The 12,801-nt window shown below is 56.3% G+C and carries 9 protein-coding genes and 1 pseudogene; 3 read left to right on the plus strand and 7 right to left on the minus strand.

Translation table 11 applies throughout. The features are described from left to right. Positions 1 to 17 precede the first annotated feature (17 nt). On the plus strand, positions 18 to 428 hold the full coding sequence (locus tag B2952_RS08065) for an SPOR domain-containing protein (protein ID WP_173365803.1): 411 nt from the start codon (positions 18 to 20) through the stop codon (positions 426 to 428). A gap of 42 nt (positions 429 to 470) precedes the next feature. On the opposite strand, the gene B2952_RS08070 is transcribed toward B2952_RS08065, so the two are convergent. Beyond that, positions 471 to 4,565: a hypothetical protein gene (locus tag B2952_RS08070; RefSeq protein WP_290733304.1), complete on the minus strand. Its 4,095-nt coding sequence runs from the start codon at positions 4,563 to 4,565 to the stop codon at positions 471 to 473. A gap of 36 nt (positions 4,566 to 4,601) precedes the next feature. Then, positions 4,602 to 5,471, minus strand: coding sequence for a glutamate--tRNA ligase family protein (locus B2952_RS08075; protein ID WP_290726048.1), 870 nt, complete (start codon positions 5,469 to 5,471; stop codon positions 4,602 to 4,604). 281 nt (positions 5,472 to 5,752) lie between these two features. Between B2952_RS08075 and B2952_RS08080 the strand changes: the two genes are divergently transcribed. Both B2952_RS08080 and B2952_RS08085 read left to right on the plus strand, forming a co-directional pair. Beyond that, positions 5,753 to 6,337 carry a hypothetical protein gene (locus tag B2952_RS08080; protein ID WP_290781570.1) on the plus strand — a complete coding sequence of 195 codons (585 nt, stop codon included), beginning with the start codon at positions 5,753 to 5,755 and terminating at the stop codon, positions 6,335 to 6,337. Between the two features lie 20 nt (positions 6,338 to 6,357). Next, on the plus strand, positions 6,358 to 6,924 hold the full coding sequence (locus tag B2952_RS08085; RefSeq protein WP_290726044.1) for a 3'-5' exonuclease: 567 nt from the start codon (positions 6,358 to 6,360) through the stop codon (positions 6,922 to 6,924). Positions 6,925 to 6,933: 9 nt separating this feature from the next. Here the strand turns inward: B2952_RS08085 and B2952_RS08090 are convergent, their stop codons facing one another. From B2952_RS08090 to B2952_RS08110, 5 genes and pseudogenes are all read right to left on the minus strand, one after another. Then, on the minus strand, positions 6,934 to 8,043 hold the full coding sequence (locus B2952_RS08090) for a glycoside hydrolase family 3 N-terminal domain-containing protein (protein ID WP_290733306.1): 1,110 nt from the start codon (positions 8,041 to 8,043) through the stop codon (positions 6,934 to 6,936). 15 nt (positions 8,044 to 8,058) lie between these two features. Continuing rightward, a complete protein-coding gene (locus B2952_RS08095; RefSeq protein ID WP_290733308.1) occupies positions 8,059 to 10,605 on the minus strand; it encodes a DNA topoisomerase III in 2,547 nt (848 codons plus the stop codon). Between the two features lie 2 nt (positions 10,606 to 10,607). After that, a complete protein-coding gene (locus tag B2952_RS08100) occupies positions 10,608 to 11,741 on the minus strand; it encodes a glycosyltransferase (RefSeq protein ID WP_290733310.1) in 1,134 nt (377 codons plus the stop codon). Between the two features lie 156 nt (positions 11,742 to 11,897). After that, entirely contained in the window at positions 11,898 to 12,614 is a 717-nt protein-coding gene (locus B2952_RS08105) for a queuosine precursor transporter (RefSeq protein WP_290733312.1), read from the minus strand. A 1-nt stretch (position 12,615) separates the two neighbouring features. After that, positions 12,616 to 12,801, minus strand: a pseudogene (locus tag B2952_RS08110) (NADPH-dependent 7-cyano-7-deazaguanine reductase QueF); the annotation flags it as partial.

Raw genomic sequence — 12,801 nt, forward strand, 5'->3', positions numbered from 1 at the left:
TTTTCTACATTTGGACCATGCAAAAGATTAGCCTCCTGATTTGCCTCGCTGCGATAGCCTTGTCGTGGGCGGGTGACCCTACGGATATCGACTCCCTTTTCCGCGGCAAGGAATACAAGCCCGAACTGAGCTCTTCGCTGCGCGACACGACTGACATTTCGGCTCTCGCCGTATCGAAGGGTTCCGGAAAGGAATCCAAGGGAAATGGCTATTACGTTCTGCAGTTTGAGGCCGTGGGCGATTTCGATGCCGCCCAGCGTCGTAAGGCGCAGATTTCTGCATCGACGGGCTACAACATCCAGGTGGTGTTCGATGCCCCGTTCTACAAGCTGCGCGGCGGTGGATGGACATCAAGGAAGGCGGCCGAGGATAAGGCTCGCGAGCTTTCCATCTACAACATCAACGCGCTTGTCGTGAAGCTCAAGTAGCTTTTTAGCTGTTTCGCTGAATTCCGCGTAATGGGCGGGTCCCTAGTCTAGGAGCCCGAGTGCTTGCTTTTGCGCAAACTCGTCCATGGATGCAGGTAGCAGGGCCCTCTCCTCGGGAGAGACGTAGATGAACTTGCGTTCGTTTTGCGGACGCATGCTCCTGTCCCGCAACACTACGGGCGGGTTCTTCGTGGAGTAGAAGAACTTGCCTGTCTTGATGAACTTGTGGCGCTGGAAACCTTGCTTGATGGCGTCGTTCAGAGCCTGGAGGATCATCGGGCCTGCGCGATCGACATGGTGCAGTTCCAGCAGGCGCGACAATAGCACTTCCTCGTGGATGGGAGCTTCGTGATCGACATAGAATTTGAGCTGCACGATGAGCGACAGCGCGGAGAGTTCCGCGATGGGCTTGTCGTGGGCGGTTCCTTCGATTTTCGGATGGACCACCTGGTAGGGCTTTGTCTGGATTTCGGCGGCCGCGGAATCGTTCTCGGCTGTGCCCACTTCGGCCTTGGGTTCTTCGGGAGGCGGCGGTGCGACGCTCTGTTCGATGGCGATGGTCGTGATGATATGGCTCGCTTCGTCTGCGTTGGAAATGTACCAGAAGGGAGTCCAGATGTTGAGGACCTTCCAGCCTAGCTGGCGCAGGAGCACGGGGCGCACGTATTCGCGGTCTTCGATGGATTCGCGGAAGCGTTCCGTGGTGCAGTCGTCTTCGATGACGGCGAGGAACCTCTTGGGGTTGTTCGCGTCCACGACGACAGGGCCGACGGGTATGGCTCCGGAAGCGAAACTGGGCAAGACGTTGATGCCCTCGTTTTGCAGGAGCGCGATGACCTGGGAGCGGAGTGCCGAATCTGCCGGCTTGATTTCGAAGTCGGAAGGTTTCGCCTTGCGAAGCAGATGGGCCATCCAGTCACGCAGCATGGCAGACTTGGCGGTGGTCATCTTTTGCTTGTCGGCTTCGGTCATGAAAATCTTGAGCTTGTGGCGTGCGAGTGTCGCGCTGATGGCGATTTTCCCTTCGCTGGAGCTCTTGTCCATGGCATCGGGCTCTGCGCAGACGAATATGACGTCACGGTATTTTTCGGTAGCCCTTTCTGGAGTCTTGATGTAGAATCCGGTCGAGAGGTCGCTGTTTGCAAAGAATCTGGCGCAGGGGGCATCCTTGGTGAGAAGCGCCTTGATAGTCGACTCGATTTCGTGACATGTCACCTGGTGGAATGCGATGATTCCGAGAGTCTGCCCCGGATGCGTCTCGGCATGGTGAATGGCCGCCTTTGCAATGTCGATGACTTTGTCTGCAACCGTCTGGATGGTATCGCTCTTGCCGGAATCGCGAACCGGGGGCGGCAGCTGGCGGATGCCGTGGTTGTAGATGTGCTCGTTCGCGAATTCTACGAGAGACGGGTCGGAATAGCTGTCCGAGAACCAGAGTTCGCGGGTCGGGATGCCGCGGCGCAACGAGGCCGTCATGATGCTTTCCTGGAAGAACGCCGTGTGTACGGGGTCGATGTCGAGGTAGGCGTCAAAAGGCAACGGCTCTAGGGCCGGTGCGTGCGGGTTGCCGATGAGGATTACCTTGTTTGCCTTTAATGCAAGCGGGATGGATTCGGCTACGGAGATGCTGCCTGCGTCCAGAAGGACGATGGTGTCGAATTTCTTTTCGCAGACAAGGGCGTCTTCGATGCTCAATACCGAAAGTTTCTCGGTTGCGGTGGCGTGCGCTTCGCGGAAGTTCGCGTTGCAGAATTCGTCCAGCAGCAGACGGTATTTTTTGCCGAGCTGGGAATGGACTTTCGGGGCGCAGGAGAATACTTCGGGGAATTCCTTGCTGAAGCGCTGGACTTGGGAGGCCGCCCAGTAATATGCGGTGGCCTGGGGCAGTTCGCTGTTGACAGCCGCCGGATTCTGAACAAAGCGCAGGAGCGTCTTGCAACCGGTATTTTCGAGCTCGCGGAACAGCGAGGAAAGCTTAAGGTGTGTGTTGAGGACGTTCCAGTTGTCTTTCCAGAGGTTGATTTCTTCGAGGCTCTTGTCGAGGTCGAGACTGTCGAGCGGAATGTCGAGAACAAGTTCCTTGGAGAGCACCCGCATGCCCGAAAGCAGTTCCTGTACGGCCTTGTCGAATTCCTCGAACCGCGGGAGCATCGGCTTGATCTGGTGCCAGTGCTCGAGAACCGTGAGCATCAGGTTGAACTGCGGGCTGTTCGCATGCTTTTCGCGGAAGTCGTAGATGTAGGTAATCTTCTTGTTCAGGTTGACCCAGTTCGATTTTTCGTAGAGCCAGTCGCGACCTAGCAGATGGTTGCCGAGAACGGCCGTGTCCTTGTAGGCGCGCTTGTTTTCTTGCAGCTCCAGGAGGGTGTCGATGAGGTCGAGCAGGTGCGCATCCGAAGAAACTTCTTTCGGATGCTTGAGCACCTTCATGAGGCGCTTGCGCGAATTGCGGTAGCGGTCGGAAAGTCCCTTGAGCGTGACCTTGAGGCTGTCGGCAAATTCCTCGCGGGCGGCGAGGATGTTCTCGTCGACGGCGTCGTCCGTGTATATGTCGGAGGTCTGCCTGCGGTAGCGGACCCACTTGTCGCCTGCTTCGGGCAGTTCCTTGAGGGAATCCTGGTAGGCGCTCCAGCTGTTGGAACAGAGATCCCAGCCTTCGAATTCGGGCGTGTTTTCGTCGAAGTTCTTGCGGATAAGCGAAATGATTTCGGATAGCGCGGGCAGGTAGATGCCGGTGGGGAAGAACCCTTCTTCCTTGAACAGGTCGACAAGCGGCCTTATGACTTCGACTTTTTGGATGGTATCGTCAATGTTCTTGGCGATTTCGGCCTTCGCTTCTTGGGTGAGGCTTTCGGCCTTGATGTTTTCGAGGAGCTTGCGCGCTGCGATTCCGCCCTTGTTGAAATAGAGGTCGGAAATTTCTTGCAGGAGCCGCTGCAGGTTCGAAAATTCCTTGAAGGGGAGATTGTTCGATTCCTGGAAGATGGATTCGACGAATTTCGCCTTCGGCTTGGGCGCCTGCGCAAAGAACTGCAGGATGTCGGTCAGGCTCGTGCTGTCGGAGGGAGACTTCCCGTTGACCGCCTTGTAGTAGTTGATAAAGAATTGCCGCGTCTTGTTGATATCGGCGGCGACTTCTGCGCGCGGACGGCCGCTGTAGGAGCGGAAGTCGGATTTCCATGCCTGCGTAAAAGTCTGCCTGGAGATGGCGCGCCGCGTGACCACTAGCGTGTCATGTCCCTTCGCGAGGGCCTCGGCGACGATGTTAGTTGCGACCTTTACTTTCTGGGTGCCGGGCAGCGCCTGGATGGCGTAGCCGTGCGCATTTTCGTCGAGCGCGTCGATGGTCACCTTGGTCGTGTGCGAGTCCGTGGTGTAGAGGAAATGGTGGTCGGCCGGGTTGTAGATTTGGTCGAAGTCCGCTTCCTCGAATACGGATTCCCGAACCTGGAATCCATCTTCGCCGAAGAGCGAGGAGAGGAAGGGGTTGCTGTCGATTTTCTTTTCGCTTCCGAGGTTTCGCATCGCCATCTTGAGGCGGAGCCTGCTGCTATTTAAAAAGGCAAGGCAGATGCCATGGCGCGTGAACTTCCAGTTCTTTTCGGCGGCGATGGCCTTTTCGAACAGGGAAAAGTAAAGTTGGATGCTGAACTGGCCGTCGAGCGTTGCGTCTTCGATGCGCGGAAGCTGGACTCCGGCAAGCCTCTCGGAGAGGACCGTGTTCTCGATGGGAGGCCTGTTCGAAAGGTTTATGGAGTTCCCGTCTGCACTGGGCTCGAGCGGGATGAGCAGGCTCGGTGCAAGCGCGTTGCCGTCCCACTTGAGGAATCCGGCAAGCAGGTAAAGGTCTGGCGTACCGAAGTCCTCGGCTTTCTCCTTGAATACCGTCTTGAAGAGAGTCTCGCACTGTTTCTTCTGCTGAGGCGTGAAGCTCGCAGATACCGGGATAAAAGAGTCGAGCGGGATAGCGTTGGCGGATTGCTTCCACTTTTCGTAGAAAGTGTCGCTCGCTTCGCGCAGGAGCGGAGTCTGAAATTCGTTCTTCGTCGAAAAGAGCAGCAGCCTGTCCTTGGAATCAAAAAGGGCAGCCTCCTGTCGGACTTTCATGACGGTGGATGACGGTGTATTGTGCGCCATGCCTAGAATATACGTTATTTTTTTGTTTTTTAGTATTTACAGTTTGCCGGCTACGACTGAAATCGCCTCTTCTAGCGAGAGGGAGGTGTCTTGGGCTACAAGCGAGGCCCTGTAGCATACCCGGCCCAGCAGTTTTTCGGCTGAAACTCCGGCATCGCGGTCCTGGCGCAGGCTGTGGGCGCGTTCGCGTTTCGAGAGTTTTTTGCCTGCGGCATCCACGACGAGCGGATGGTGCAGGTATATCGGTGGAACGTCGCGGCCGAGCAGGCGCATGAGGGCGATTTGCCTTGCGGTGGAATTTCGGATGTCCTCGCCGCGAACCACGTGCGTGATTCCTTCGTCGATATCGTCGACGCACACGGCGAACTGGTATGTCCACTGTCCGTCGCGGTCGCGGATCGGGAAGTCCCCGCATTGCTGTTGCGGATTTTCATCGAAATCTCCGAGAAACTTGTCGTGCCAGTGCACGACTTTGTTCGGAATGGAGACGCGGAGGCAATGGGGCTGGTCCGACATTGCCTCCGGGTTTGCCTGCTGTCGACATTTGCCCTGGTAGATTACTTCGCCGGTGGAACTTTTGGGGTTCTCTGCTTCCAGCTGTTTGCGGCTGCAGTAGCAGGGGTAGACCAAACCCTGGGATTGCAGCTTTTGGAGCGCCTCTTCGAAACGCTCCGGGTGCTTACTTTGTATGCTATCGCTGTCGAATCGGAATCCGAACCATTTCAGGTCTTCGTAGATGCTCTCGATGTATTCGGGGCGTGCACGGCTTTGGTCGTGATCCTCGATGCGCAGGTGTATTTGCAGGTTCCACTTGCGGGCCGCGGCCCAAACGTAAAGCGCCGAAAGCAGGTGGCCTTCGTGAAGGTAGCCCGTGGGGCTTGGCGCAAAGCGGATTTTACCGTCCATACGCAAAAATGTAATAAAAGCAGGGGGTGCGTGCGCTGTTTTTGGTGGATTTGGGGATTAAACTGGGCTAAAAAATGGTTTTTTATCTCCACTGTGCGGGCTTTTTTCACGTATACGTTGCGTACAAAGTAATAAAATGGGGGTTGGATGGGGTGAAAAAAGACTGTTTAATCCCCAATTTTCGGCTTTTGGTGTTTTTTTTGACGCAGAATCCGCTTTTTTTATTTATATTCAGGGCGTGAGGGCTTTCTGGCCCGCAAACAGGATTTTGGGTTATGCAAATGAATTTTAAGCGCGCTTTTAAGTTGGCCTTCGTCGCAATGGCGGTCTGTACGGCGTTCTCCTTCGCTGAAGATATTGTCGCGACGACCTCCAACGGTTCGACGGTCATCCTTCACGACAATGGCCGCTGGGAATACTATCAGAACAACGCGAATATCAGGGACGTGCGCGAATCCGCCGTGCCGAAGGATGCCCGTTTCGAGGTTTCCGTGCTTTATGAGAGTCCGGACAAGGTGAAGAAGAATGTGCGCATGGCGCTTGAGGCCGATTTCGCGACCGAGGAAGAAATCAGGGATAGCCTCCGCAAGGTGCCGAAGGGCGGCTATGTCTACTTCCAGGTGCCGACGAAGCAGATTAAACCCGGCCTTGTGCGCGAACTTACGTATTCTATTTACGATACGGGCAAGAACGCCATCTTTACGAAGACGGTTCGCGATTCGGAAGCGACGGCGAGTGAAGATGCCGGCATCTCGAATCTGTTGGTGGTCCCTATCTACGGTCGCCCGAAGGCAAAGGTCATGAAGGCCAGAGTCGAAGACCGCAAGAACCATGCCACGCTCGATATCGATATCCCGATTCGCTGATGACCGCCCCGCAAGAGGATATGCTGAAATTCGCCGTCGTCGATGTAGAAACGACTGGCGGTGCGGGTGAATCGAACCGTATTACCGAAATCGGGATTGTCCTGCTCGATGGCATGGAACAGGTGGGACAGTTCCACAGCCTGGTGGATCCGGGCGTGCCGATTACGCCGTTTGTCAAGAACCTTACGGGCATTACCGACGAGATGGTGAACGGGGCTCCGCAGTTTTCGAAAATAGCGGAAGAAGTGTCCGGGATGCTTGAAGGCAGAATCTTTGTCGCGCACAATGTGCAGTTCGATTGCCGCATGATTCTGACGGAACTCAAGCGCTGCTGCGTGAAGTTTGACCCGCCGAGGCTCTGCACCGTAAAGATATCGCGAAAATTTTTTCCGGGACTGCCGAGCTACAGCCTGCACAACCTGACGGATTCTCTTGGCCTCAGCGACTTTAGGCATCACCGTGCGATGGATGATACGCTTGCCTGTGCAGAAATCTTGAAACTGGCCTACAACAAGGTCGGGCCGGGAAAGATATTGAAAGAGGTGAAGAACCTCACGAAAGCGAAAAAAGCGAACGTTGTGAGATGACTGACGCCATCAGGGCGAGAGCAGCCCTGCGCGAAGTTTCATCTTTAGAATGCGGACGACGGATTTCTCGATTCTTGCAAGGAATGCCTTGTCGTTCATGGCGCGATCGAGAATGAATTTCTTGATATCAACCGCCTTGGCGGGGTAGGTGATGATGAACATGTCGTTGCCGGCATCGAGAGCGGCTGTCACGACTTTCTTGAATTCGGATGCGGGGTAGGGGTCGTTGAGCGGTGTTCCGGGGCCGCTGATCCAGCCGCGCAGGGAGCTTCCCCAGAGGTCGTCGGTGAGGACCACGATGTCGTCGTCGAGGTCGTGGGCCATCTTCACGAGTTTCTTCTCGAATACGGCGGGAGCGTTTGAAATTTTCGTGTAGCGGACGCTGCTCATCATGACGATAGGAATGTCCGGGGAGAGAGCCCTGAAGAACTTGACGTATTCCTTGATTCTAGATTCGCTCGCATCGCTTTCGGCCATCTGCAAGTCGCTGTTCTTGTTGCTGTCATAGCCGGGAAAGTGCTTCGATGCGCTGATGATGCCGGAAGCCCGCATTCCCTTCACGAATGCGCGGACCTTCTCTGCATTCTCGATGCCGTTCCATGAGCGGTTCCAGTGCTCCATGAAGGTTTCCTTGCCGTGGGAATCGAATGCGGGGTCGAGGGCGGGGGCGAGGTTCAGGTTGAAGCCTGCGTCGTGAAGCGTCTTGCCGACTTCATGTGCCGTGCGCTCGATTGCTGCGGGCTCCGATTCTCGCATCTCCTTTGCGCTAGGGGTCTTTTCCCACTTGCGGTCGATGTTCACGGCCCGGTTCACGGTGCCGCCTTCCTGGTCGATGGTGACGAGCAGCGGGACCTTGATGCGCGAAGAAATCTTTTCGAGGTTCTTCCGGAACAGGTTCATGTTCGAAAGGTGCGGCTTCATTACGAGAATTCCGCCAAAGTTGTTTGTAACGGTGAAATTCGGCGGTGCCATGTAGACCATGATCATCTGCCCGATTTTCTCTTCGAGCGTGAGCGAATTCCAGAGCGGCAGGAGCTCCTTGGGAAGCCCGCGGGGGGCCGCCGCGAAAGAACAGGCGAATGCGGCAAGCAAACCGAAAAAGAAAATCCGCAGGCGCATGCTGGCCTCGTGATGCTAGCCTTCGCTTTTGGCGGGAGCTTTCTTGAAGAACCGTCTGCCCTTGCTGAAGTCGCGCGGCGGGAAGTCGAACTTGATCTTGCCCTTTTCGAGCGTGAGGTAGGCGTCGAAGAGCCTGCGCGTCTTGTTGCTGCGGAAGCCCTTGATGAGCGCCGTTTTCTTGCCTGCAAGGAGGTTCTTGATTTCTTCGAGCGGGATTTCCTTTCCGAGGAGCACCTTGGGCAAGTTGAGACCCGAAGGCTGCTTGTCGATGTAGCTCTGGCTCACGTAGCCGGTGAGCGTTTCGAACACGTTGGTCCCGTCGACGGGGGATTCCCCGATTGTCTCTCCGATTTCAATCTCTTCGGGCTTTTCTTCGAATACGAATTCGATCTTGTTCTGGTCGTTGATGATGAGCACCGCGGTGAATTCCGCACCGCGTTTGCTGCGGAACCCGGGCAAGGGGCCAATCTTACGCTTGGTGAGGAGTTCCACGATTTCTTCGTCGGAGAGGTGCTTGCCGCCAATCATCTTGCGGATGACGATGCCGTCTTCGGTGGTGTAGCGGCTTACGGTCTCGAACACCTTCTTGCCGTTCACGGGGCTGAACTTCGCCTCGCCGGTGGTGTTCTCTTCCTTGAATCCCTTGATGTTCTTCACCATGTTCTTCGTCATGTCGACGATGCCCTTCATGAAGTTCTCGCGGGATTCCTTGCCCTTGCTGATGAGGTCCATCTTGTATTCCCACTCGCCGGTGAGTTCCGGGCTTGTGAGCGCCTCGCAGTTCATGGCCGAGAGGACCTTGATGAGGTCGAAAGCCTTCGCTGTCGGGATCATTTCCTTGCCGTCACGGACAACATACTTGTCGCTCACCAGTTTCTCGATAATGGCGGCGCGTGTCGCAGGTGTACCAAGCCCGCGCTCCTTCATGGCGTCGCGCAACTCGTCGTCCTCGACGAGCTTGCCTGCGCTTTCCATCATGGAAAGGAGCGTGCTTTCGGTGTAGTGTGCAGGCGGCTTGGTGAAGTCCTCGCTGCTGCGCATGTCAAGCGTCTTTGCTTCGTTTCCCTTCAGGGGCGGCACGTTTGATTCGTCGTCGCTGTCCTTGCCGTAGACCGCCTTGAAACCCGGGTCCACGAGAATCTTGCCTTCGGTAATGAACGTCTCGCCTTCGACGGTCGTAATGCGGGTGGTGCCCAGGTACTGTGCCGGCGGGAAGAATACCGCGATAAAGCGTTGGCACACCATCGTGTAGATTTTTTCTTCGGCTTCGGAGAGTCCCTTCGGGGCAACACCCGTAGGGATGATGGCGAAGTGGTCCGAAATCTTCGTGTTGTCAAAGACTTTCGGGGTGCGCTTCACGTAGTTCTTGTCGAGGGCCTCTTGCGCGAACTTGGCGAGCGGGCCTTCAATCTTTGCGAGGGTAGCCTTCACGGGTGCCACGTAGTCTTCGGGTAGGCAGCGACTGTCGGTACGCGGGTAGGTCGTTGCTTTGTGGCGTTCGTATAGGGCCTGCGCAATCGAGAGCGTAGTCTTGGCGCTGAAGCCGAAGCGGTTGTTCGCCTCGCGCTGGAGCGTGGTTAGGTCGTAGAGCTGCCCGCACTTCTGCTGGGAGGGCGCTGTCGTTTCCTCAATCTTGCCGGGCTTGCCCTTGCATTTCTTGAGAATCTCGTTCGCCTTCTTCTCGTCAAAAATCTGCTTTTTGCGGTCCTTGCCGTCGCCCTCGAACCATTTGCCCTGGTAGTTCACGCCGCCGTTGTCGAAGTCCGCATCGATGGTCCAGAATTTTTCGGGCTTGAACTGCTGGCGTTCTTCCTCGCGCTTCACGATGATGGCGAGCGTCGGGGTCTGCACGCGCCCGCACGGCGTAATCTGGAACCCGCCCATGCTGCTGTTGTAGGCGGTGAGCCCGCGGCTCCCGTTCATGCCTACGAGCCAGTCGGCCTCGCTGCGGCAGAGGGCCGCGTTTTTCAGGTTTTCCATCTCTTCGGCGGTGCGCAGGTGCTCGAACGCGTCCTTGATGGCGGCAGGCGTCATGCTCTGCATCCACAGGCGCTTGATGGTCTTGTTCTTGAAGTTGCCCTTGAGCACGTAGTCGAGGATATAGAAGAAAATCAGTTCACCTTCGCGGCCCGCATCGCATGCGTTCACGATGGTCGTCACATCTTTACGCTTGATGAGCTTGCCGACGATGGAAAGCTGGGACTTGGTGGCAGGCGTGGCGACGAGCGGGAATTTTTCGGGGAGCATCGGGAGCGTCTTCATGTCCCATGCCTTGTAGCGCTCGTCGATGTCCTTGGGGTCGGCGATGGTCACCAGGTGGCCGATGGCGTGGCTTACGATGGTCGAATCGCTTTCGTAATATCCGTTGTTCTTCTTGAACGACTTAGCCCCGAGAACCTTCACGAGGTCGGCGGCCACACTCGGCTTTTCGGCGATGATGAGCGTTACGCCCTCGTCGGCGGGTTTTGTCGCCTTCTTTGTCGCCGTGGTCTTGGCGGAGGCCTTTGCCGTAGTCTTTGCGGTGGATTCTGTCTTAGTCGTTTTCTTGGTCGTAGTTGCCATCGTTATTTCCATTTAAAGCGTCCGAACAGGCCGAAGAGCACGGCCAGCACGGTGAAGGGGGCGTGGATGAATTCAACGGGGATGCACCACTTGAGCAGGTGCTCCTGCCGGAAAATCCGGAGCCCGCGGAGTATTAATACCAGGTCGCCTATGCACTTGGCGACCGATGCGACGATTGTCGCGATGAGAATTTCGAAGCTGAAGGGCGAAAGTGCCGCCGAGACGCACTGCATCACGAGGAACAGGAATACCATGCTGAGCACGAATACGATTTTCGGCGTATAGTATATGGTTGCCGAAGCCCAGCGCTTGCGCTGTTCCCACAGTTCCTTGAGGGTCTCTTTGCCGCTCGTGGTGACGAAGGTCGATTCGGCAACGCAGTAGCGCATGGCCCAGGGACGGTCGTCAGCGATTTTCTGCATCAGGAGGTCATCGTCGCCGCTCTGGATTTTGAGGACGTTCTCGAATCCGTGGACGCTCTTGAAGAAGCTCTTGCGGTAGGCGAAGTTGTTGCCGGTGCTTGTGAGCGGAAGGTGCATCGCGATGCCGGCAGTCCCCGCCACGCGGTAGATGAGCGTCTCGACCGCCTGCATGCATATGAGCACGCTCGATTTGCCGGGAACGGTCGGGATGTAGGAATGCCCAGCTACGAGTTCGATTCCCGGTTCGAATTCGCGCACGAGTCCGGCAATCCAGGTGGGTTTCACGATACAGTCGGCGTCGGTAAGGCAGAGAATGTCGCCGTCGCAGATGTCGACAAGTTTCGAAAGGGCCTGCTTTTTGGGGCTGACGCCGTCGGGAATGTCGTTGATGGTGAGAATGTGAAGCCGCGGGTAGCGTGCCGCGTAATCCGCGAGGATTTTCGGGGTGTCATCGTCGCTGCGGTCGTCGGCGACCCATACGTCCCATTCGCCGTCATATTCCTGTGCGAGGACGGAATCGAGTGTCGCGCGGATGCCCGCCGACTCGTTCCTCGCCGAAATCAGGATGCTTACGCGCGGTTTGGGTTCCACGTCGGACTGCCCGTCGCGCACCGTGCCCAGGGCGCGGAAAAGCCGCACTTCGAGGGCTATGTAGAGTAGCGCCGATACGGACAAAAGGCCGATGACCAGGTATGTGAGCACTGTCCAGAACATTTTTTCGGGCAAAATTTAGTTCATCGCACCCTGATTTGGGACTGCGGGTGCCGGAACGGGACGTCGATTTCTTGATACATATATATATGTTATTGTGTCGGACGGAAGCGAAAATTCGCGAATTCGGTGAAAAAACGCGTTTTTTGGGGGTGAACGCTATTCTTTCACGAGTTCCGGGTGCTTTTCGGCGATGCATCGTGCAAGGTACACGAATGGGGTGTCCATCAGGGAGGTCACGATGAAGATGCCATACCCGAAGATGAGAATTTCGCCGATGGTGTTCCATGGGAACACGCCCGCGAACGCGAGCAGGTTGAACACCACCACGTTGATAAGCTGGCTTACGAGGGTGGAACCGTTGTTGCGGAGCCACAGGAACTTGCGCTTGTCACCGAACTTCTTTTCGGTCCATTTCCACCAGGCATGGTAGGCCCACACGTCGAACATCTCGCAGACGGCATAGGCGAACAGGCTTGCGAGCATCACGCGCGGGGTGTTCGCGAATACGGTGCGGATAGGGCCAGCCATCGTGTCGCCGTCGGCCGGAATGTAGAGGAACCAGCTCTGCGAAATCAGGATGAAGGTGATGTTTGCGAGGATTCCGATTTTCACGCAGCGGTTGGCTTCTTTTTTACCGAAGATCTCGCTCATGATGTCGGTCGCGAGGAAGGTCGAGGCGAAAATGACGTTACCGAGCGTGGTGTCGAGCCCGAAGGCGTGCACCAGGATAAGCACTTCGATGTTTGCCGCGATGGTGCAGATGACGGTCCACGTGAAAATGCCCTGCTTGCCGAAAAAGCGGAAGAAGGCGACGAGCCCTCCGAAAAACGCGAAGACGGAGGCGACAAGGATAATCTCGTTCTGGAACGGCACTTTACTTTCTCCGGTCGATGGCCGCAAACAGGCGGGTCTTGGCGATAGATTCGAATTCGGTGCCCGGCTTGCCGTAGTTCGCGAACGGGTAGAGCGAGATGCCGCCGCGGGGCATGAAGATTCCTTCGACTTCGATGTATTTCGGGTCCAAAAGCTTCACCAGGTCCTTCATGATGATGTTCACGCA

The sequence above is a fragment of the Fibrobacter sp. UBA7003 genome (assembly GCA_002449765.1).
Taxonomy (GTDB): Bacteria; Fibrobacterota; Fibrobacteria; order Fibrobacterales; family Fibrobacteraceae; genus Fibrobacter.